This is a genomic window from Campylobacter sp. US25a, from assembly GCF_004379075.1.
GTDB classification, from domain to species: Bacteria; Campylobacterota; Campylobacteria; order Campylobacterales; family Campylobacteraceae; genus Campylobacter_D; species Campylobacter_D jejuni.
Window position 1 is genome coordinate 11,019 of record NZ_RYYM01000006.1, and the last position, 22,209, is coordinate 33,227.

The window sequence follows — 22,209 nt, forward strand, 5'->3', positions numbered from 1 at the left end:
TGCTTTGCTAAGATTTGATATAATTTTTTATGCAAAATAAAATAGATCATAAAAATATTAAAAAAATTGGACTTGTTACACGACCCAATGTGAGTTTAGATAAGGAAATTTTAAAACTTCAATCGATTTTATCTATATATAAAGTTGAACTTGTATTGTTTAAAGAAAGTTCTGAAATTTTAGATTTGCCAAAGTATGGATTGGATGATTTGTTTAAAATATCTGATTTTGTTATTTCTTTAGGTGGAGATGGGACTTTGATTTCTTTATGCCGTAAAGCTTGTGAATACGATAAAGCAGTTTTAGGAATTCATGCTGGACATTTAGGTTTTTTAACAGATTTTAAAGTTGATGAAGCTGAAAATTTTTTTCAAGCTTTTTTTCAAGGAGAATTTAGAATAGAAAAGCCTTATTTGTTAAGTGTTTTTTTAGAAGATAAGCAAGGAAAAATTTTAGAAAAATTGGCTTTTAATGATGTGGTTATCAGTAAAAATAATCAAGCTTCTATGGCTCATATAGAAGTTTTTAGAAAAGAAAAGAAATTTAATGAATATTTTGGAGATGGGCTTATTGTTGCAACTCCTGCGGGTTCAACAGCTTATAATTTAAGTGCAAATGGGCCCATAGTTTACACTTTAGCTCAAGCTTTTATCTTAACTCCTGTTTGTTCTCATTCTTTAACACAACGCCCTATTGTCTTGCCAAAAGGTTTTGAAATAGAGATTATGGCAAAGGATTGCATACTTTGCATTGATGGGCAAGAAAATTATAAAGTGAATAATTTTAAAAGTATAAAAGTGGGTTTAAGTGATAAAAATGTGGCTTTAATTCACCCAAAAAATAGAGATTATTTTCAAATTTTAAAAGAAAAATTACACTGGGGAAATTGATGATAAATAGAATTTTTATGAAAGAAAATCTTGGTTTTAAAAAGGCTGAGCTTGAAATTTCTAAAGGACTTACCGTTTTTACAGGGTTAAGTGGAGCTGGAAAATCGGTCTTGTTTAAAGGAATTTTATCCGCATTTTCTTTGAGTGAAAGTGAGGCTAAAATTGTCGAAATAGAACTAGATGATAAGTTAGATTTAGAAAGTTTTGGCATAGAAAGTGAAGAGGAGAATGTTTTTAAGCTTTTAAAAGAAAAAAACACAAAATATTTTATTAACAATCAAAGCATAGCGAAAAAAAGTTTGCAAAATTTAAGTAAAACTTTTATTAAGTATTTAAGCGCAAAGGAAAATAACGAATTTGGAAATGAAAAATTTTTAAATCTCTTAGATGCCTTGGAAATGCAAGAAAATACAAATTTTGTTTCCTTTTTAGAAGATTTTAAAAAAGATTTTAATGCTTATAGTCAAATTTCTAATGAGCTTAATGCAATTTTAGAAGAAGAAAAAAAAATAGAAGAATTAAAAGAACTAGCTAGAGTGCAAATTGAAAAAATTTCAAGCATTAATCCTAAAATAGGTGAGTATGAAGAGCTTTTAATACTTAAAAAGAAGCTTTCTAAAAAAGATAAATTAGAAGAAGCTTGGAGCAAGGCAGAGCGTATTTTTGAGCTTGAAAAAGTTGTTATTGAAGCTTTAAATTTAAGCGAAGTTGATTCGAGTTTTTTTAGTGAATGTTTAAATGAATTACGCGTGATTTGTGAAAATCAAAAAATGGAAGATTTGGATTTTGATGTGGAGACACTTTTAGATCGCATTGAAAATTTATCCTATCTTATCAAGCGTTATGAAAGCATAGAAAATGCTTTAGAAGTTTTAAAACAAAAAAGACATGAACTAGAACATTATGAAAATTTAAGTTTTGAAAAAAAAGAACTTGAAAAAAAATTTCAAGAATTAAAACAAAAATTAGAAGAAAAAGCACAAATTTTAACCCAAACAAGAAAGAAAAACCTTAAAAAATTAGAAAAATGTTTAAATAATTATCTTAAAGATCTTTATATGAAAGATGCAAGTTTGACGCTTAAAGAAAATGAGAAAATTTCAATTTTAGGCAAAGATGAGATAATGCTAGATATTAATTTAGCTCATTTAAAAAATTTAAGTTCGGGTGAATTAAATCGCTTAAGACTTGCTTTTATAGCCACAGAATGTAAAATTTTAAATGCAGGTAAAGGGATATTATTTTTAGATGAAATCGATGCAAATTTAAGCGGAAAAGAGGCTATGAGTATAGCCAAGGTTTTAGAGGAGCTTTCTAAGTTTTATCAAATTTTTGCTATTTCTCATTTGCCTCAACTTTCCTCTAAGGCACATAATCATTTTTTAGTTGAAAAAAATGGCGAAGAAAGTAAGGTAAAAAAGCTCGATCAAGAAGAAAGAATTAAAGAGCTTGCTAGGATGGTAAGTGGAGAGCTTGTTAGTGATGAAGCAATCGAATTTGCTAAGACCTTGTTTAAGAATTAAGCGGATTTTTTATTTTACTATGTTAGAATATATAACTATAAGATTTCCTTTCTTTTGAAATAAATATATTAAAAAATTTTTAGATATAAAGGTATTTTACACACTATGAATAAGAAAATTTTAATTATTGATGATAATAAAATGCTCGGCAAACTTTTGGCTAAAAAAATTCAAATGACTTTAAATTATGAGGTAGATATTGCTTTTGGTTTTGCTGAAGCTAAGGAGTTAATGAATAATAATTATTTTTTAGCTTTTGTGGATTTATGTTTGCCAGATGCCCCAAATGGTGAAGTTGTGGATTATGTTATAGAAAAGAAAATTCCTGCTATTGTTCTTACGGCTAGTGGTGATAAGGCTACTAAAGAAAAATTTATGGATAAAGATATATTAGATTATATTTTTAAAGAAAGTGAAACTTGCATTGATGAGATTATTAGTTCTATTATAAAACTTAATCAATATGCAAAAACTAAAGTGATTTTAGCTATGAGCAAGCTACCTGAACGTAATGAAATTAAAAAAATACTTACTCAAAGACAATTTAATGTTTTAGCTGCAGCTCATGGTGAAGAAGCAATGAGTTATTTAAATGATAATAATGATGTTAAGCTTATTATAGCAGATGTCAATATGCCAGTAATTAGTGGTTTTGAGCTTTTAACTCAAGTAAGAGAGCGTTTTAGTGATGATGAATTAGGTGTGATTCTTTTGGGGGATCATAATGATTCATTTGAAGCAAATTCTTTTAAAAATGGAGTTAATGAGTATTTGTTCAAGCCTTTAAGCAAAGAAAGCTTTAATTGTCGCTTAGATCGTTGTTTATCTTATATGGATGATAAAAAATTTTTAAGCACTTATAATGTTTTAGATCCTGTATCTGGGGTTAAAAATTATAATGCCTTAATCGATGGAATAGATGATTATTTTAATGAAATAGCGACAAAAGACGAGGAATTTGCTTTTGCTTTCTTAGATATAGATAATCTTCAAATGATTAACGATGAATACGGCCGTGAAGTTGGTGATGAAGTAATTAAAATCTGTGCTAATGAAATAGTTAATGAAACTAAAGGAAGAGATCTTGTAGGTAGATATAGTGCAGAAAAAATTTGTATTTTACTTAAAAATATATCCCAAGAAAGAGCGATTAAAATCTTTTCTCGTATACGAGTAAATATAAAAAAGGCTGGTGTTTTGGTTAATTTAGATGAAATCTTTTTTACAGCTTCTATAGGCGTGGTTTTTGGAAAAAGTGGAGATAAGATTGATTCTTTGGTTAATAAAGCGAGTAAAATATTGTCTCAAGCAAAAGATAATGGCAAGGATAGAGTTGAAGTATGTTCTTAAATCTTGATTTTCAAGATGGTTTAAGGATTGTTGATACGCATTGCCATCTAGACAGTGAAGCATTTAAAGATGATTTAGATGAAACTTTAAATCGTGCTTTTAAAAATGGTATAGAAAAAATTATCATACCTGGTGCTGATATAAAAGATTTGCCCTATGCAGCTACAATTGCTCATAAATATAAAAATGTTTTTTTTGCAGTAGGGGTGCATCCTTATGAAATTGATAATTATGATGAGAAAATTTTAAGGCAGTATTTATGCGATGAAAAATGTGTAGCTGTAGGTGAATGTGGGCTTGATTATTTTCGTTTTAAAAGTGATCTTGCTGAAGAAATTCAAAAAGAAAAAGGAAATCAAAAAAAGATTTTTATCGCACAGCTTGAACTTGCTATTGAATTTAAAAAACCTGTTATCATCCACTCAAGAGAAGCAAATCATGATACTTATGAGATTTTACATGGGTATTCTAAGGATCTTGTAGGAGGAGTTTTACACTGCTTTAATGCAAGCGAACATTTGCTAACTCTTTTTAAAGAGGGATTTTATTTTGGTATCGGGGGAGTTTTAACTTTTAAAAATGCTAAGAAATTAGTTGAAATTTTACCTAAAATTCCAAAAGATAGATTGTTGCTTGAAACTGATGCTCCATATCTTACTCCAGAGCCTTATCGTGGTAAAAGAAATGAACCTTTGTTAACTCAATTTGTAGCAAATAAAATGTGTGAAGTATTGAATTTATCAAGAAAAGAGCTTCTAGAAATTTGTTTTAATAATTCTGAAAAATTATTTTTTAAAGGTTATTAATGAAAAAAATTTTATTGTGTTTTTTAATATGTTTTAATTTTCTTTTTGCACAAATTAATACTCCTGAATTTTATGAAAGACAAATGAATGTTTTAAGAAATTTAGATATTAATCCAAGTTTTATTAGTGATTTGATTTTCGTGCAAACTCAACAAGATATAAAATCAAAACACGCTCAAACTTTAATAGATAGTATGCAAAATTTTTCAAAAGTTACTCCTATGATAAGAAAAATTTTAGCCCAGCAGGAAGTTCCTGATGAGATTTTGTATCTAGCTATGGTTGAATCAGGCTTGAAAACTCATAGCGTTTCTAATGCCAAGGCTGTAGGGGTTTGGCAATTTATGCAACCAACAGCTAGAAATTTGGGTTTAAGAATTGATGCTTATGTTGATGAAAGGCGTGATCCGGTCAAGTCAACTTATGCCGCTACAAATTATTTAAAAGAGTTAAAAGAAGAATTTGGCAAATGGTATTTAGCGCTTTTAGCTTATAATTGCGGAAATGGTAAACTAAGACAAGCTATCAAACAAGCAGGAAGCGATGATTTAAGCGTTTTATTGAACCCTGATAAGAAATATCTTTCTTTAGAAACTAGAAATTTTATAAGAAAGATTTTAACGCTTGCTTTTTTAGCCAATGATAGGGATTTTTTACTAGATAAAGATGCGTCTTTAATGAATTATGCCTTAAGCAACGAATTTGCAAAAGTTGATGTGCCTTCTTCTGCATCTTTAAAAGAAATAGCTAAAAATTTAAACATGGATCTTGCAACTTTTAAGAAATATAATCCACAATTTAAACATAATTTTACGCCTCCTGGTAAAGGGTATTATATGTATATACCACTTAATAAAGTAGCATTTTTTGATAAAAATTTTAAAGCAGAAAAACTTGCGAAGGTTGATACAACTATACCTATGACAAAAACTTATACTGTTAAGCCTGGTGACTCTTTGTATAAAATAGCAAAAAATTATAATATAAGTGTTGATGAAATTCGAGAATTAAATAAAATAGCAAAAAATCATCTTAGCATTAATCAAAAATTAATTATACCAATCAAGGAGAATAAAAATGCAAATAAAAACAATTACACTAAAGTTGTCAGCCGTTAGTCTAGGGGCTTTATTTTTTAGTGGTTGTTTAGGCACTAGTTTTTTTTCTAGCTTGGATAATGCTCAAGTGTATTATCCTTCAAATGATTTTAAAAGCAGTCCTAGTTCTTCAGGGACTAAAGGAACGATGAAGCCTTATACTATTAACGGTAAAACTTATTATCCTACTGTTGTAGCAGTAGGCGAAACTGCTGATGGTATTGCGAGTTGGTATGGGCCAGGCTTTCACGGCAAGAAAACCTCTAATGGCGAAATCTATAATCAAAATGCTTTAACCGCAGCTCATAAAACTTTACCTATGAATACCATCTTAAAAGTAACCAATTTAAATAACAATCGTCAAGTTACCGTTCGTGTAAATGATAGAGGTCCTTTTGTGAATAATCGTATTATAGATTTATCAAAAGGAGCTGCCAGTCAAATTGATATGATTGCTTCAGGAACAGCTCCAGTAAGGCTTGAGGTTATAGGGTTTGGATCAAGTAATTCGGGTAATAATATTGTACATTCTAATGTAAACTATGGAAATAGTGGAGAGATTGCAAATAATGGACAAATTTATGAAGGTGGAAATTTCATGGTTCAAATTGGAGCCTTTAAAAACCCAGCTGGAGCACAAACGATAGCAGCAAGATATAAAACTTATAGAACTTATAGCTCTACTATACGCACAAGCTCAGTGGATGGATTAAATCGCGTTTTCTTAACAGGCTTTAGAAGTGAAGATGAAGCAAGGGATTTTGCTGCAAGTGGTGCATTTACAGGTGCATTTGTTGTAAGAGAGTAGAAATTATGACAGAATTGATTTTTTTGGATGTAGATGGCTGTTTAACTGATGGGAAGATTATTTATACTTCTAATGGAGAATTTATTAAAGAATTTGATGTAAAAGATGGAGCGGCTATCGAGGCTTGGCTAAAGCTTGGTAAAAAAATTGCTATTATTACAGGTAGAAATTGTCCTTGTGTTGAAAAAAGAGCTAAAGATTTAAAAATAGAAATTTTATATCAAGGCATCAAGGATAAGTTAGCTTGTGCAAAAGAAATTTTACAAAAACTTAATTTAGATTTTTCTCAGTGTGCGGCTATTGGGGATTATTTTAACGATAAGGCTTTGCTTGAAAGCGTAGGACTTAGTTTTAAGCCAAAAGATGGTCATAAAGATTTAAATGTAGACATAGTGCTTAGCAAAAAAGGTGGTAAGGCTGCTGTAGCACAGATGATAGAAATTTTAGTAGAAAAAAATCATCTAAAAGAAGAATGGAATAGGCTTTGGCTATAAAAATTTTTGGAATTTTAATTGCTCTTTTTACAATTACTTTTACGATTTTAAGTTTGCAAGATCCGTATTCTTTAAATTTGCAAACTAATGCTTTAAATTTTAAAAATATTGAGGCTAAAAATTTGAAAGCTTATGAGAGTAATGCTAGTACAATTAAGGCATATTATAAGGCAAATTCTTGGGTGAGATATGCAGATAGAGATGAATTTAATGATTTTATTACTTTAAATTTAGATTTTAATCTTAGTGCGAATCGTTTAGAGTTTTTCAATAAAGATATGAACAAGGTTTTGTTTGAAGGAAATGTTACTTATATAGGTGCTAATAATGTCAAAATTATTTCTCAAGAGGTAGAATACCAACTTAAGGATAAAATTTTACACACAAATACTAATTTTAAAGCTCTGATCAATGGAAGTATTATTAATGGAAATACTTTAAACTATGATACAAAAAACAAAATTTTAAATATCCAAGGAGTAAATGCGTGGTTGCAAGACAAATAATTTTATTGTTAGCTTGTGTAAGTGTAACTTGGGCAACTCAAATTGAAGTAAAAGCTTTAAATTTTTACTCAGATGAAAATAAGGGTGAAAGTATTCTTAGTGGAAATGTAGAAGTAATTAGGGGTGATGATATTTTAAATTCTGAAAAATTGATTATTTATACGGATAAAAATCGCAAACCTATTCGTTATGAAGCAATGCAAAATGCTACGTTTAAGATTGTTTTAAAGGGTAAAACTTATAAAGGTAGTGGAGATAAATTTATTTATAATGTTATTAAAGATACTTACGAGATTAATGGTCATGCTTATATAAATGAGCTTGGAAGTAATCAAAAACTTTTTGGTGATAAAATAATAGTCGATAGAAAAGCTAATATTTATCGAGTGGAGAGTAAGGATCAAAAACCTGCTCGTTTTGTGTTTGATCTTAAAGACAAATGATAATTAGTGCTAAATTTATCACTTCTTTAGTGAAATTTGATGAGAAATTGAGCTCAAATTTTAGTGAAGTAGCATTTTTGGGGCGTTCCAATGTCGGAAAAAGTTCTTTAATCAATTCTTTGTGTAAACAAAAAAATTTAGCCAAAAGTTCGGCAACTCCTGGAAAAACTCAGCTTATAAATTTTTTCGAAGTAACTTGCAAAAGAAATGAAGAAAAATTTAATATCAATTTTATCGATTTGCCAGGGTTTGGTTATGCAAAGGTTTCTAAAAATTTAAAAGCAATATGGAATCAAAACTTAGATGAATTTTTAAAATTAAGAACCTCGATAAAGTTATTTATACATTTAATCGACTCAAGACATACTCATTTGGAGATCGATGTAAATTTAAATGACTATTTGAAAAGATTTTTACGACCTGATCAAAAAATTTTAAAAGTTTTTACCAAATGCGATAAATTAAATCAAAGTGAAAAAGCTAAGTTAAAAAATGAATTTAAAGACTCTATTTTAGTTTCAAATTTGAATAAATTTGGCCTTGATTCTTTAGAAGATATTATTATCAATCAAACTTTAGGTCTTGATAAATGAGAAGAAATTTAAGTGCTTATAAAGCAAAATTTAATGGAGCTTATGTCTTTTTAGGATTTTTTTTTCTAATCTATCAGATTCTTGGTTCGACTTTTATATATGCTCCGTTACTTTATGGGATTTTTTTCTGTTATATGTTTTGCTTACTAGAAGAGAGAGAAAGAACTTTTTCAAAGCTTGATTTTAGATGGTATTTTTCTTTATTTTTTTTATTTTTTACTGATATAACTTATAATTTTTTTATTTTTTCATCTTGGTTGGCATTTTTTATTTTTTATTATCTTTGTGCAGATTGGATTAAGACAAATTTAAAAATTGGTAAATTTATCCCTGTTGTTTTTGTGCTTTGTGCTTACGGCATTATTTTGTTTTTGGATATGATATTGTCTTATATTGGAGATGAAAAAATTAAAATTTTAGGATGGGCGTATATTGTTTCAGTTTTTATAGAATGTTGTTTAGCTTATGTGTTTTTTAAAGGTAAAATTTAAATGAGAATGCGTTTAGTTGTTGGATTTATACTATTGTTTTTTATATTTTTATTAAGTCGTGTGTATTATTTGAGTATAAAATCAAATGTATATTATGAAGAACTTGCTAAACAAAATGCCATAAAAACTGAATTTTTAGCACCTGTTAGGGGTCAAATTACAGATAGAAATGGAACTTTATTGGCTATTAATGATTTGGGTTTTAGTATTTCTATTAAACCTTATTTAAGTATTAAAAAGTCAAATAAAGGAATTCTAGATAAAGAACTATCTGAACTTGCAAATTTATTTCCTGATTTAAATGCTAGCAAATTAGCAGAAATTTATAAGAGAAATGATTCTTACTATAATCAAGATTTTATTAAAGTTGTAGATTTTATACCCTACGATGAGATTATTCCGCATTATTCAGAGTTAAATCTTAATAAAACAATAAAAATAGATCCTGTTGTAAAAAGAAAATATCCTTTTGGAAAATTGGCTTCGCATATTATTGGGTATGTAGGTAAGGCAAATTTGCAAGATGTTCAAGAAAATGAAATAGCAAAACTTTCTAACTATACGGGAAAAAGCGGTATAGAACGCTATTATAATGATATTTTACAAGGAGAAAAAGGAACTAGGGTTTATAAGGTTAATGCCTTAAATCAAGAAGTAGAACAGCTTTCTTACACTCCTGCTATGTCTAATGATATAGAACTTACGATAGATATAGAGCTTCAGTCTTATTTAACTTCATTGTTTGAAGGGAATGCTGGAGCTGCTATAATTATGAATGTAAATGATGGATCTATTTTAGCTGCAGGGAGTTTCCCTGAATATGATCTTAATCCTTTTGTAACAGGGATTTCTTTTAAGGATTGGGATGAGCTTTCAAATAGTCTTGATCATCCTTTTACAAATAAACTTATAAATGGATATTATCCTCCAGGTTCTGTTGTAAAAATGGGAGTAGGGCTTTCTTTTTTAAATTCTAAAAATATTAGCCCGACGACTCAATATGTTTGCAATGGAAGCATTGAGCTTGGAGGCAGGTTTTTTAGATGTTGGAATCGATCGGGCCATGGACCTGTGGATTTAAAACATGCGATAAAATATAGTTGTGATGTTTATTTTTATAATGGCAGTTTGCAAGTTGGAATCGATCAAATAAGTGAAACTTTATCTCGCATTGGCTTTGGAGCGAAAACAGGGGTAGATTTACCTAGTGAATTTGTAGGGACTTTACCAAGCAAAGAATGGAAGATGCAAAGATATAGACAATCTTGGTTTCAAGGTGATACTTTAAATACAGCTATAGGTCAAGGTAATTTTCTTGCAACACCTATGCAAATTGCTAGATATACAGCTCAAATCGCAAAAGGTGGAGAGGTTATACCTCATTTTTTAAAAAGTATAGAAAATAATAATACAACTATAGAAAATCAAATGGATGAAAATAAAAAAGAAATTTTTACTTTATTTGAAAAGAGTCAATTGCCTTATATAAGAGATGCAATGTATGCTGTTGCTAATGAGCAAGGAGGAACCTCTTATCGTTATTTGCATAATCTTGATGTGAAAGTTGCAGCAAAAACAGGAACTGCTCAGGTTGTGGGATTTTCACAGACAGATAAAAATAGGGTCGATGAAAAACAATTTGAGTATTATACTAGATCTCATGCGTGGCTTACTTCTTATGCTCCTTATTCTAAGCCAAAATATGTAGTTACCGTTCTTTTGGAACATGGTGGGAGAAATATTACTTCAGGGGTAACTGTAGCTAAAATTTATCAAAAAATGATTGAACTTGGATATTTTAAATAATTTTTAGTTGTAAATTGAGTTTTTCAAAAAAACTTTTTTAGCAATTGGTTTAAAAATCTTGTATTAAACAAATTATAAGTTTAATACAAGGAAAATTTATCTATGTTAACAAAAGTATCTTAAAAGATGGCTTTTGTTCTTTTTTCAAGCCAAACTAGAGCTTTTGGATAATCATCTAGCTTAGGAGAAAGTTTTTCAAATACTTCTTTGTGATAATTGTTTAACCATTCTTTTTCTTTTTCATCTAACATTTTTATATCAATACAAGATATTTCAAAAGGACAAAGAGTAACAGGTTTAAAGTATAAAAACTCTCCAAAATCTTTATTTTTAGGATTTTCTACTTTGGTATGAATAACTAAATTTTCAAGTCTTATACCCCATTTACCTACTTTATAAATACCTGGCTCTATGGAGGTTAGCATACCTTCTTTGGCTTTTGTTTTTTCAAGCACAGGGGATAGATAAGATAAAACTTGTGGACCTTCATGGACATTTAAAAAATATCCCACGCCATGTCCTGTGCCGTGTATATAGTCAATTTGTTCTTTCCATAAAGGTACGCGTGTGATTGCATCAAGTAGTGGCATAGCTATATCTTTTGGAAAAATTGCACTGGAAATGGCAATATGTGCTTTTAAAACCAAGGTATAGTCATGAATTTGTTCTGCATTAGCCTTTCCTATAGGTACAACGCGTGTAATATCTGTTGTGCCATTTTTATATTGTCCACCAGAATCAATAAGTAAAAGCCCATCTTTTTTAAGATAAGCAAAACTCTCTTTTGTGGCTTTATAATGTGGATATGCTGCGTTTTCGTTAAAGCCTGCTATAGTGGCAAAACTATCACTTATGTAGTACTTGCTTTGTGCTCTAAATTCGCTTGCTTTAGCATCTATGTCTAATTCGCTTATTAATTCTTTATTTTCTATCGCTTCTTCAAGCCAGGCAAAAAATTTACATAAAGCCACTCCATCTTCTATCATAGCATCTTGTATATGCGCTATTTCTTTTGTATTTTTAGCTGCTTTTAAGTGAGTGCTTGGATTAATTTCTTGAATGATTTTTACGCTTTTATCTAAAGAATTTATGAGTAAAGCGGTCATTTTTGAAGGCTCAATAAGCAAATTTGTATTTGCAAGTTTTTCAAGCTCCATGATGATTTCATCATAATTTTTAAGCCAAAACCCATCTAAATTTAATTTTTTTTCAAGTTCTGAATTTACTTTTTTCTGATCAACAAAAAGCAAAGCTTTGTCTTCCAAGATTAGCAAATGACTTAAAAATACAGGATTATAATTTACATCATTCCCTCTTAAATTTGTAAGCCAAGCTATATCATCAAGGCTGGAGATTAAATGAGAGGTAGCATTTAAATTTTTCATTTTTTGACGCACTAATGCTAATTTTTCTTTTCTTGAGTAAGAGCAGTATTCTAGTTCGTGTTCATAAATTTTTTCTTGTGGTAAAGTGGGACGATCTTTCCAAAGTGGACTTATCAAATCTATATGTTTTAAATTTGCCTTGCAATTAATCTGTAAATCTTTTTGTAAAGATAAAGGTAAAAGTGCAAAATCGATGCCTAAAATTTGATCTTCGCTTAAATTTTTTTCCAACCATTTGGTAAAAGTATTTTTAGCATCTTGTTTTTGTAAAAGTATGCCGCTACCTTCTAATTCCTTTTGTGCTTGAAGCCAATATCTTCCATCTACCCATAAAAAGCCCTCTTCTTGTGTGATAAGAACTGTTCCAACAGAACCCTTAAAGCCACTGATAAAGACTCTGTTTTTGTAATATTCTGGTAAATATTCGCTCAAATGCGGATCCGCGCTTAAGATGAGATAGGCGTCAATATTATTTTCTTTCATTAATCTTCTAAGTTCTAATACTCTTTGTTTGTAAATACTCATATTTTCTCCTTAATATTAATTTTTTAGTATTTTATTGATAGGTTTTTTGAGTATAAGTAAAATTATAACAGCACCAAGTAATATCCACATACATTGGTAAAATAAATTTGGCAAATAAGCTATATTTTCTTCACTTGCTTTACCACCTATGAATCCAGCTAAAGCATTGCCTAATGCACTTGCTACAAACCAAAGTCCCATGACTTGAGATTTAATTAAATTAGGTGCAATTTTTGTCATTATAGAAAGTCCCACAGGGGAAAGGCAAAGCTCTCCTAAAACCATAAGCAAAAAGCTACTGACAAGCCACCAAGGTGAAACTAAAATAATTTGTGATGAATTTTCTAAATTTTCTCTTAATGTATTAGCATCGCCATTTAAACTAATTGCATGATTTGAAGCTAAAGCCATTATTAAAAATGCCAAAGCTGCACCCAAAAGTCCTAATGCAAATTTAATAATAGATGAAATTTCTTTATTATTTTTGGCACATATAGTCCATATAAAAGCACTAAAAGGTGCAAAAAGTATAACAAATAAACCTCCAAGAGATTGAAACCATATTGTAGGAATTTCATAATTTAATATGGTTTTATCTGTTAATTTTTCTGCAAAAAAATTAAAAGAAGTGTATTGTTGCTCATATACTGACCAAAATAACGCAGCCGCTAAAAATAAAACAATAAAAATAATTAAATTTCTTTTTTCTTCTATTTTTAAAGAAGTAAAAGCGAAAAGATATAAAAAATAAATTCCAGCACAAGCTAAGATAGTTAGAATAATATTTTTATTAATAACTTGTGCATCTAATTTTATAAAACCACCAAGGATTAAAAATATTGTTCCAAGCAAAACAATACCTGATACAATGATGATGTAAAATGCGTTTTTGCTTTTTTTGCTTGGTCTATCCCAAGTAGAGTCTATGCCAACTTTTTCATCAAATTCTTTTAAATCAGGCATAGTTTTTAGGTAGAAAATAATTACCGCTAAAAGCATACCAATCCCACCTGCACCAAAACCAAAATGCCATCCGTATTCTTTTTGTAAAAAGCCGCAAATTAAAGGAGCTACAAAAGCACCAAAATTAAAACACATATAAAAAAGAGTAAAACCAGAGTCACGCCTTGCATCATTTTTTTTATAAAGCATTCCAACCATTACAGAAGCACAAGTTTTAAAAAGTCCTGTACCTATAACCAAAAAAAACATACCAACAAAAATCATTTTATTGTTAAAATAAGAAAAGGCTATGCACAAATGTCCAAATGCTATAGTTAAAGCACCTAGTAAAATTGCTCTTTTTTGTCCTAAGTAATTATCCGCAAGCCATCCACCTGGCAAAGCAGCAAGATATAAACAACTTGCAAAAATTCCCATAATTGCACTTGCTTCTTCAGGTTTTAAGTTCATTCCGATTTTTTCAAAACTTGCTATCATAAAAAGGTAAAGCAAGGGACGAATTCCGTAAAAAGAAAATCTTTCCCAAAGCTCAGTAAGTGAAAGAGATAAAAGTGGTTTTGGATGTCCAAAAAATGAAGTATCTAAATTTTTTACATTTTTACTCAATTTATATCCTTTGTGTATTTTTATTTATAAATTATAGACAAGAAATTAAAAAAATATGTATAACTTTGTAATATTTTTAAATGATTTATATCATAATGTTACTTTTTTGCAAATATAAAAAAAAGAAATATTAAGATCAATTTTCAACTTTGGTGTATTTTGTATTTTAAGTTTAGTTAGATAATTGCTTATTTTTTTCGTTAAGAATTTTATAAATTGGTTTTTTAGCAATAAAAAGTAAAAGCGCTATAACAAAAAGCATCCACATGCATTGTCCAAAAATATTAGGAAGTTGATCGATGTTTTTAATATTGACATTTCCTCCTATAAGTCCTGCAACAAAATTTCCAAGTGCACTTGCTACAAACCAAAGTCCCATGACTTGATTTTCGATTAAATCAGGGGTAATCTCAGCCATTATAGAGAGTCCAATAGGAGACATGCATAGTTCCACAAGTGTTAAAAGAATATACTTATAATAATCCAAGCCATGGATATTGGTAAACCATTGTTGTTTATTAGACTTTGTGAAGCAAAGGTCATTATCATAAAACCAATACCGGCAAATAATATTTCTAAAGTAAATTTTCCAATGGAAGAAAAATATATATTTTTTTCTCTAAAAATAACTAAATATAACTTGCTATAGGAGTAAGTATGATGATAAAAATTGGATTAAAAGATTGAAACCAGTTTGTTGGAATTTTCCAATCAAAAATATTTCTATTTGTAAAATCTTGCGCAAAAAGATTATAAGCAGTAGGTTTTTGTTTAAAAGTACTCCAAAAAAAAGTGGCTGCAAAGAATAAAACAATTAAAATTGTTAATTGCTGTTTTTCTCTTTTATTTAAGGCTTTAAAAACAAAAAGATATATGAAATAAATTTACCAAACATAGCAAAAAGTTTTTTTGATAGTATCATGAGATTAATATCTACAAGATTAATAAAAATTAGAAAAAATCCAATAATACTTAACAGGCTTATACTTTAGCATAAGAGTTAAATTTTTACTTTTTTAAATGGTTGTTCCCAGTTTTGCTTTAAGGTGCAATTTTTATGAAATTCTTCAAGCTCAGAGGCAGTTTTAAAATATAAAATAAGCAAAGAGATTAGCATACCTAAACCTCCTCCAAATCCTAAATGATAATTCTATTTTGCTTGAACAAAACCACATATAAGAGGAGCAATGAATGCTTCAATGTTAATTCCTATATAAAAAATTGTATAGCTAGTACTGCATCTTGTATCATTTTGTTTTTATGTAACATTCCAACCATTACAGAAGCGCTGGTTTTAAAAATCCAGTACCAATAACGATAAAAGCAAGCCCTAGGAAAAATATAGGTGTGCTTAAAATAGATAAGGCTATGCTAATATGTCCTAAAGCTATAATAAAAGAACCTAGAAATAAAGCCTTTTTTGCCCTAAATAATTATCAGTAATCCAGCCTCCAGGAAGTGCTACTAAATACAAGCATCCTGCAAAAATGCCATAAATTGCCGAGGCGTATTCAGTGCTTATTCCAAGTCCGCCTTTGTTTATGGTTGTTGCCATGAAAAGCACAAGTAAAGATCGTATGCCATAAAAAGCAAATCTTTCCCAAAGTTCTACTATTGATAGAGAGAATAAAGGCTTGGGATGACCTAGGAAATTTGTATCGAGTTTTTGTATTTCTTGCTTAGTCACTTCTCAATACCTTTCTTTTTTATGCTTAAAATATTTTAACTCATAGTAATAGAAAAATAATTAAATTACAATATTTTTAAATATTTTTTATAGTAATATTTAAAAATATAACATTTTAATATTATTATAAATGAATAAATTTAAACATTAAATCAAGCTTTAATTTTAAACCCTGTGTATTGTATAGTTTTATTTTATCAATTTTTAAAGCTATAGGAAGATTTTCTAAATTTTGTATAAAATTAAGTAAGTCTTTAAAGTTGCCATTTAAACTTAGAGAAACATAATTATAGTGGATAAAATTTTTGTTTTCTTGGGAAAATTTTATTTCATTAATGGTTAAATTTTTGGATAAATTGTTGATTTTTTTATTGAAAAAATCTTTATCATAAGAAAATGAATGCAATTTTTCTTTATAGTATTTTAATTTTTCTTCCTCTGTTTTTATCTGTTTTGTTAGCTTTGTCTCTATTTCTTTAAGATGTGAATTTTCTATTTTTGCTTCATTTAATGCAAGGTAATTATGTTCTATTAATGTTTTTTGAAAAATATCTTCCAAAAAGTGATCGTGAATTTTAAAAGCTAAAAACAAAGCACAAAGGCAGATAAAAGAAATAAAAAGAAATTTTTCCCTAGGATTTAAATTTTGCAAAAATACTTCTATTTTATTCATGTATGACTTCTAATATGATATTAAATGTTTCTTCATTTTTATCAAGAATTTTAAAAGTAGAATTTAGATTTTCTAATGCTCTTTTAAAGTGGTTTTCATCGATAAAAGAAAGAATGATTTTTGTTTGTTCAAATTCAAGATTTGTGACTTTAAGGTCATTGGAGTTAAGCCATGATATGATTTGATTTAGAATGATTGCCTTATTTTTGTCTAAATTGATTTCTTTTGTTATGGTGGATAAAATATGAAATTGTTGTTGTGTAGATGATATTTTATTGGAAAGAGTAAAGTTTAAATCTTGTATGTTTGTTAATAATTTTTGCTTATCTTGTTTTAGTTTAGAAATTTCTTCTTGTATGATAAAATTTTTATTTTGAATTTCCTTATTTTGTTTGTACTCTATAAAATCTTTAAATAATAAAATCATCATGCTAAGACTAAAGCTAAAAATAAATATTAATATAATTTTAAAAGAAATAGATATTTTTATTTTATTATGCTTGATAAAATTACAATTTTGATCTAGATTTTTTATACTATATGAACTTAATTTCAATAAACTATTTTTATCAAGAATATCATTTAGATTTAAACATTTTATTTGAGATGAGAAGTAATGTTTGATTGTATCCAAATCCTGATAAAGTAGCAATTTGCTTTCATAGTGTTTTAAAAGTTCTGTAAATCGATTTTGTTTAAAAAATAAATCCATATTACCTGGGTTGAAATTTTCGATTTTTTTAAGATTGATAAATTTTCCTTCTTGGTAAAAATATAAATATAAAGTTTGATCATATAAATTTAAAACACAATAATCACTTTCCTCAATAAATCTTTCATCAAACAAAGCTTGAAAAATTAAAGGCTCAGGAAAGCAAAAACGACTTTTTTTCAATTTGTAAACAGGCGCTAAAAAACAATGATAAATTTCATTATGTTTAAAAAAAGCTATTTGGTAGTCAAAGGGTTTGCTTAGCCTAAAATCTGCGGTTAAATTGTTAAAAAGTTCGTCTTCTTTGGATATTCCTGTTCTTTGAGCATAAAGCAAATCTGTAGATTTTATAAAATTTATTTTATTTAATGAATTAATTTTCATCATTTAAAAGTTTTTTTAAAAATTCTTCATCTTTTTGCCAGTTTTTTTTCACTGTTACGAAAAGCTTTAAAAGTACCTTTTTTTGTGCAAGTTTTGAAATTTTAAAGCGTGCATCTTTGCCTATTCTTTTTAAAGTTGCCCCTTCTTTTCCTATAAGCATACCCTTGTGAGAGTTTGTATCGGTGATGATATTGGCTTCTAGGATTAAAAGATTAGGTGTGTCTTTGGTGCGATGGATAAGCACTTCGCTACTATAAGGAAGCTCATCACTTAAATTTTCATAAATACTTTCAAGTATGAAATCTCTATAAAGTTCTTTTTCGCTACTCGCACTTAAAAATTCAGGATTATAAAAATACTCATGTTCATCAAGGTATTTTACTATTTCATCTAATAAGCCTTTTTTATAGCTTTTTTTCTTAGAAGAATAAGGAATGATAGCCTTAAAATGTTGGCTAAATTTTGCATATTCGCTAAGTTTTTTTAAAAGTGTAGCATTGTCGGTTAAATCTACTTTATTTAAAGTGATGATATGTGGTACTTGTGGGTTTAGACTAAGAAAATTTTCATAGTCTTTTGTACTATCAAAAACACTCGCCACAAATAAAATCACATCACAATCCCCCATGGATTTAATAGCACTTTGGACAAGCAGTTGATTAAGCGTAGCACCGCTTTCGTGAAGTCCTGGGGTATCGATAAAAATGATTTGATTTTTTTCATGCATCATTATGGCTTTGATTTTGCGCCTTGTGGCATTTTGTTTGTGAGAAACTAGGGCGATTTTTTCTTCTAATAAGGAATTGATTAAAGTACTTTTTCCTGCATTAGTACGCCCTATGATGCTAACAAAGCCACTTTTCACAAAATATACCTTGCAAGATCTTTATTTTCTATGATATCTCCGAGTTTTTCTTCTACCATTTTTTTATCCACTACGAATTTTTTACCCGCATACTCATCAGCTTCAAAGCTTAAATCTTCAAGTAATTTTTCTATCACAGTATGTAAGCGTCTAGCACCTATATCTTGCATTTCTTCATTGGCTCTTGAAGCTATTTTTGCTATTTCTTTGATTGCCTCATCGTCAAATTCAAGTTCTAAATTTTCAGTTTTTAAAAGCTGAGAGTATTGTTTTAAAAGTGAATTTTTAGGGCGTGTTAAAATTTCATAAAGAGCTTTATCATCAAGACTATCTAATTCCACTCTTAAAGGAAAGCGTCCTTGTAGTTCAGGGATAAGATCACTTGGTTTGCTAAGATGAAAAGCCCCTGCAGCGATAAAAAGAATATGATCGGTTTTTAAAGTACCTATTTTTGTTTGTACATTTGATCCCTCGACTATAGGAAGTAAGTCTCTTTGTACCCCTTCTTTACTTGGATCTTGGCGGTTTGAATTTCCGCTTGAAACAGCGATTTTATCGATTTCATCAATAAAAATAATCCCTTCATTTTCCGCCCTTTTTAAGGCTTCGCTTTTGATGCTTTCTTGGTCTAGGATTTTTTCTCCTGCCTCATTTTTTAAAGCATTTTTAGCGTCTTTGATTTTCATTTCTTTTTTGACTTTTTTACTGCCAACGCCTATAACCTTAACTATATCTTGCATTGCACCCATTTCAGGAGGTAGGTTGGGATTGGTATCAAACATATTTTGTGAAATTTCTATTTCTATAGTGCTTTCATCAAGATCGCCATTTTTTAGTTTAGTTCTCATTTTTTCAAGACTGTTTTTATATTCTTCTTGTTTTTCATCGCTGATACCCTTTGGTAAAGGTGGTAAAAGTTTTTCTAAAATTTTATTTTCTATAAATTCATCGATTTTATCTTTGTTTTTTTCTCTTTGCTCATTTTTTACCAAATTTAAAGCCGCATTGGCAAGATCTCTTACCATGCTTTCTACATCACGACCTACAAAACCTACTTCAGTATATTTACTTGCTTCGATTTTGATGAAAGGAAAGCCCATCATTTTAGCTAAACGCCTAGCGATTTCTGTTTTTCCTACACCTGTAGAACCTATCATTAAGATATTTTTTGGCACTATATCATCTTGCAACTCAGGGCTAAGTTGCATTCTGCGGTAGCGATTTCTTAAAGCTATGGCTATGATTTTTTTAGCTTTTTTTTGTCCTATAACATAATCATCTAAAAATTTAACAATTTCTTTTGGAGTTAGATTCATTTCTCATCCTCGATTACATAAGTTTTGATATTGGTATTAGTATAAATGCAAATTTCACCTGCGATTTGAAGACTTGATTTTACAAGTTCTTCTTCATCTAAATTGGCATGTTTTGCTAAGGCTCTAGCAGCTGAAAGTGCATAGTTTCCACCACTTCCTATGGCTGCGATTTGTCCATCTTCAGGTTCGACCACATCGCCTGTACCAGAAAGTAGAAAAATGTGATTTCTATCAAGTACGAGCATCATGGCTTCAAGTTTTCTTAAGTATTTGTCTTTTCTCCATTCTTTAGAAAAGTCAATCGCTGCTTTTAAAAGATCGCCTTTAGAACTTTGAAGGAGATTTTCAAACATATCAAAAAGATTAAAAGCATCAGCTGTTGATCCTGCAAAACCTGCTAAAACTTTGCCATTGTTGAGTTTTCTAATCTTTACAGCATTGCCTTTTAGCACCGTATTTCCAAAGCTTACTTGTCCATCTCCGCCAATTACGGATTTATTTTTACCTTTGTAAGCTAAAATCGTTGTTGCATGAAACATTATTCTGCCTTTATATTTATGTTAAATTTAGCATGGATTGCGTGTCCAAGTTTTACGCTTACTTCGTGAATTCCTAAGCTTTTTAAGGTGTCGCATTCTAAACTTTTTTTATCGATTTCTATATGGCTTTGTTCTTTTAGGGCGTGAGCGATTTCATCTTTGGTTACGCCACCAAACAAACTTCCATTTGCACCTACGGGTTTTGAAATTTCAAGAGTGATTTTGCTAAGTTCTTCTTTGAGTTTTTCTAAATTTGCGATTTCAAAGCGTAAATTTTCAGCCTCTTTTTTCTTGTCGCTTTCATATTTTCTTAAAACTTCATTAGTAGCTGCTTTAGCAAAGCCTTTAGCGATTAAGAAATTTTGTCCGTAGCCGTCTTTTACTTCTTTTATTTCTCCTGCTTTTCCAAGTGTTTTTACATCTTTGATTAATAATACTTTCATTTTATTCCTTTATTAAAATTTTCTTCCATTTTTTCCTGCAATGATAAAACGCAAAGCATTAAGCTTGATAAAGCCTGCTGCGTCTTTTTGATTATACACTTCATCTTCTTCAAAAGTACAATAAGCTGCGTTAAACAAGCTATCGTTCGCACTTTCACGTCCTATAACCATCACATTGCCTTTATAAAGCTCGAGTTTTACTCTGCCATTGGCGTGAATTTGAGACTCATCGATTAAGGCTTGAAGCATCATTCTTTCAGGCGAGAACCAATAGCCATTATAAATTAAACTTGCGTATTTTGGCATGAGTTCATCTTTTAAGTGTGCTGCTTCTCTATCAAGCGTGATGCTTTCAAGCGCTCTGTGTGCTTTTAAAAGTATAGTACCGCCTGGAGTTTCGTAACAACCACGACTTTTCATTCCTATATAGCGATTTTCTACTATATCAAGGCGTCCTATACCGTGTTTGCAGCCTAGTTCGTTAAGTTTGGTTAAAAGTCCTGCAGGACTTAGTTTTTCTCCATTTATCGTTACTAAATCTCCCTTTTGGAAATCAAGTTCTATAATTTCACTTTCATTTGGAGCGTCTTTTGGGCTTTTACTCCATCTCCACATATCTTCTTGGGGTGCGTGTGCAGGATCTTCTAAAACAAGTCCTTCATAAGAAATATGAAGTAAATTTGCGTCCATAGAATAAGGAGATTTTCCTTTTTTCTTAGAAATATCAATACCGTGTTTTTGTGCATAAGCAAGGAGTTTTTCACGACTGTTTAAATCCCACTCACGCCATGGAGCGATGATTTTTAAATCGGGATTAAAAGCAAGATAACCAAGTTCAAAACGCACTTGATCATTTCCTTTGCCTGTGGCGCCATGACTTACCGCATCAGCACCTGTTTGCAGGGCAATTTGTGCTTGAGTTTTTGCTATAAGTGGTCTTGCTATACTTGTTCCTAAAAGATATTCTCCTTCATAAATCGCATTGGCTCTAAACATAGGAAATACATAATCTTTAACAAATTCATCTCTTAAATCTTTAATGAAAATATTTTCTTCTTTTATGCCTAAAGAAAGGGCTTTTTTTCTTGCAGGTTCAAGTTCTTCGCCTTGACCAATATCTGCTGTAAAAGTTACAACTTCGCAATTATACTCATCTTGAAGCCATTTTAAAATAATGCTCGTATCAAGCCCTCCAGAATACGCTAAAACTACTTTTTTTACTTCATTTTTCATAAGATATCCTTTGTTAAAATAGATTTTGAAAATTATGAAATTGTATCCAAATTTCATTAAAGAAAAGTTTT

General features: G+C 29.6%; 24 protein-coding genes. 12 read left to right on the top strand and 12 right to left on the bottom strand.

The genetic code is table 11. The features are described from left to right. The first annotated feature begins 29 nt into the window (after window positions 1-29). From ELQ12_RS05575 to mrdA, 12 genes are all read left to right on the top strand, one after another. Window positions 30-890, top strand: coding sequence for an NAD(+) kinase (locus ELQ12_RS05575; RefSeq protein WP_002871347.1), 861 nt, complete (start codon window positions 30-32; stop codon window positions 888-890). Beyond that, window positions 890-2,413 (top strand): AAA family ATPase, encoded by a 1,524-nt coding sequence (locus ELQ12_RS05580; RefSeq protein WP_070261141.1) that lies wholly within the window; start codon window positions 890-892, stop codon window positions 2,411-2,413. The genes ELQ12_RS05575 and ELQ12_RS05580 overlap by 1 nt, the downstream gene beginning before the upstream one ends. A 105-nt stretch (window positions 2,414-2,518) precedes the next feature. Then, window positions 2,519-3,763, top strand: coding sequence for a bile resistance response regulator CbrR (gene cbrR / locus ELQ12_RS05585; protein ID WP_070261142.1), 1,245 nt, complete (start codon window positions 2,519-2,521; stop codon window positions 3,761-3,763). Then, on the top strand, window positions 3,754-4,569 hold the full coding sequence (locus tag ELQ12_RS05590; protein ID WP_070261143.1) for a TatD family hydrolase: 816 nt from the start codon (window positions 3,754-3,756) through the stop codon (window positions 4,567-4,569). Before cbrR ends, ELQ12_RS05590 begins: the two co-directional genes overlap by 10 nt. After that, entirely contained in the window at window positions 4,569-5,687 is a 1,119-nt protein-coding gene (locus ELQ12_RS05595) for a lytic transglycosylase domain-containing protein (RefSeq protein WP_058000809.1), read from the top strand. Before ELQ12_RS05590 ends, ELQ12_RS05595 begins: the two co-directional genes overlap by 1 nt. Next, window positions 5,647-6,474, top strand: coding sequence for a septal ring lytic transglycosylase RlpA family protein (locus ELQ12_RS05600; RefSeq protein WP_070261144.1), 828 nt, complete (start codon window positions 5,647-5,649; stop codon window positions 6,472-6,474). The genes ELQ12_RS05595 and ELQ12_RS05600 overlap by 41 nt, the downstream gene beginning before the upstream one ends. A gap of 5 nt (window positions 6,475-6,479) precedes the next feature. Then, the gene (locus ELQ12_RS05605; protein ID WP_052949640.1) at window positions 6,480-6,968 is read left to right on the top strand and encodes an HAD-IIIA family hydrolase; all 489 of its coding nucleotides are present in this window, start codon (window positions 6,480-6,482) and stop codon (window positions 6,966-6,968) included. Continuing rightward, a complete protein-coding gene (locus ELQ12_RS05610) occupies window positions 6,959-7,474 on the top strand; it encodes a hypothetical protein (RefSeq protein WP_070261145.1) in 516 nt (171 codons plus the stop codon). Before ELQ12_RS05605 ends, ELQ12_RS05610 begins: the two co-directional genes overlap by 10 nt. After that, the gene (locus ELQ12_RS05615) at window positions 7,456-7,917 is read left to right on the top strand and encodes an LptA/OstA family protein (RefSeq protein WP_002871339.1); all 462 of its coding nucleotides are present in this window, start codon (window positions 7,456-7,458) and stop codon (window positions 7,915-7,917) included. The genes ELQ12_RS05610 and ELQ12_RS05615 overlap by 19 nt, the downstream gene beginning before the upstream one ends. After that, window positions 7,914-8,510 carry a ribosome biogenesis GTP-binding protein YihA/YsxC gene (yihA, locus tag ELQ12_RS05620; protein ID WP_002871338.1) on the top strand — a complete coding sequence of 199 codons (597 nt, stop codon included), beginning with the start codon at window positions 7,914-7,916 and terminating at the stop codon, window positions 8,508-8,510. Before ELQ12_RS05615 ends, yihA begins: the two co-directional genes overlap by 4 nt. Further along, window positions 8,507-9,001 (top strand): membrane protein, encoded by a 495-nt coding sequence (locus ELQ12_RS05625; protein ID WP_002855248.1) that lies wholly within the window; start codon window positions 8,507-8,509, stop codon window positions 8,999-9,001. Before yihA ends, ELQ12_RS05625 begins: the two co-directional genes overlap by 4 nt. Beyond that, a complete protein-coding gene (gene mrdA / locus ELQ12_RS05630) occupies window positions 9,002-10,807 on the top strand; it encodes a penicillin-binding protein 2 (protein ID WP_052858985.1) in 1,806 nt (601 codons plus the stop codon). Between the two features lie 119 nt (window positions 10,808-10,926). Here the strand turns inward: mrdA and ELQ12_RS05635 are convergent, their stop codons facing one another. The 12 genes from ELQ12_RS05635 to ELQ12_RS05695 all read right to left on the bottom strand — a co-directional run bounded on the left by ELQ12_RS05635 (window position 10,927) and on the right by ELQ12_RS05695 (window position 22,138). Next, a complete protein-coding gene (locus tag ELQ12_RS05635; RefSeq protein WP_002871335.1) occupies window positions 10,927-12,717 on the bottom strand; it encodes an aminopeptidase P family protein in 1,791 nt (596 codons plus the stop codon). A 15-nt stretch (window positions 12,718-12,732) separates the two neighbouring features. Beyond that, a complete protein-coding gene (locus ELQ12_RS05640) occupies window positions 12,733-14,286 on the bottom strand; it encodes a peptide MFS transporter (protein WP_134264623.1) in 1,554 nt (517 codons plus the stop codon). Between the two features lie 172 nt (window positions 14,287-14,458). Then, a complete protein-coding gene (locus ELQ12_RS10625) occupies window positions 14,459-14,728 on the bottom strand; it encodes a hypothetical protein (protein WP_044780539.1) in 270 nt (89 codons plus the stop codon). A gap of 187 nt (window positions 14,729-14,915) precedes the next feature. Continuing rightward, window positions 14,916-15,170 carry an amino acid transporter gene (locus ELQ12_RS10630; protein ID WP_079396362.1) on the bottom strand — a complete coding sequence of 85 codons (255 nt, stop codon included), beginning with the start codon at window positions 15,168-15,170 and terminating at the stop codon, window positions 14,916-14,918. Between the two features lie 518 nt (window positions 15,171-15,688). Then, window positions 15,689-15,973, bottom strand: coding sequence for a hypothetical protein (locus ELQ12_RS10635; protein ID WP_243834126.1), 285 nt, complete (start codon window positions 15,971-15,973; stop codon window positions 15,689-15,691). A 124-nt stretch (window positions 15,974-16,097) separates the two neighbouring features. Then, on the bottom strand, window positions 16,098-16,646 hold the full coding sequence (locus tag ELQ12_RS05665; RefSeq protein WP_134264624.1) for a hypothetical protein: 549 nt from the start codon (window positions 16,644-16,646) through the stop codon (window positions 16,098-16,100). Next, window positions 16,639-17,745 carry a hypothetical protein gene (locus tag ELQ12_RS05670; protein WP_134264625.1) on the bottom strand — a complete coding sequence of 369 codons (1,107 nt, stop codon included), beginning with the start codon at window positions 17,743-17,745 and terminating at the stop codon, window positions 16,639-16,641. Before ELQ12_RS05670 ends, ELQ12_RS05665 begins: the two co-directional genes overlap by 8 nt. Further along, a complete protein-coding gene (era, locus tag ELQ12_RS05675) occupies window positions 17,732-18,607 on the bottom strand; it encodes a GTPase Era (protein WP_134264626.1) in 876 nt (291 codons plus the stop codon). The genes ELQ12_RS05670 and era overlap by 14 nt, the downstream gene beginning before the upstream one ends. Next, on the bottom strand, window positions 18,604-19,923 hold the full coding sequence (hslU, locus tag ELQ12_RS05680) for an ATP-dependent protease ATPase subunit HslU (protein ID WP_052949649.1): 1,320 nt from the start codon (window positions 19,921-19,923) through the stop codon (window positions 18,604-18,606). Before hslU ends, era begins: the two co-directional genes overlap by 4 nt. Then, window positions 19,920-20,462 carry an ATP-dependent protease subunit HslV gene (gene hslV, locus ELQ12_RS05685; RefSeq protein WP_002776411.1) on the bottom strand — a complete coding sequence of 181 codons (543 nt, stop codon included), beginning with the start codon at window positions 20,460-20,462 and terminating at the stop codon, window positions 19,920-19,922. The genes hslU and hslV overlap by 4 nt, the downstream gene beginning before the upstream one ends. Then, the gene (gene rplI, locus ELQ12_RS05690) at window positions 20,462-20,905 is read right to left on the bottom strand and encodes a 50S ribosomal protein L9 (RefSeq protein WP_002871329.1); all 444 of its coding nucleotides are present in this window, start codon (window positions 20,903-20,905) and stop codon (window positions 20,462-20,464) included. The genes hslV and rplI overlap by 1 nt, the downstream gene beginning before the upstream one ends. A gap of 12 nt (window positions 20,906-20,917) precedes the next feature. Beyond that, on the bottom strand, window positions 20,918-22,138 hold the full coding sequence (locus ELQ12_RS05695; protein ID WP_070252548.1) for an argininosuccinate synthase: 1,221 nt from the start codon (window positions 22,136-22,138) through the stop codon (window positions 20,918-20,920). Window positions 22,139-22,209 lie beyond the last annotated feature (71 nt).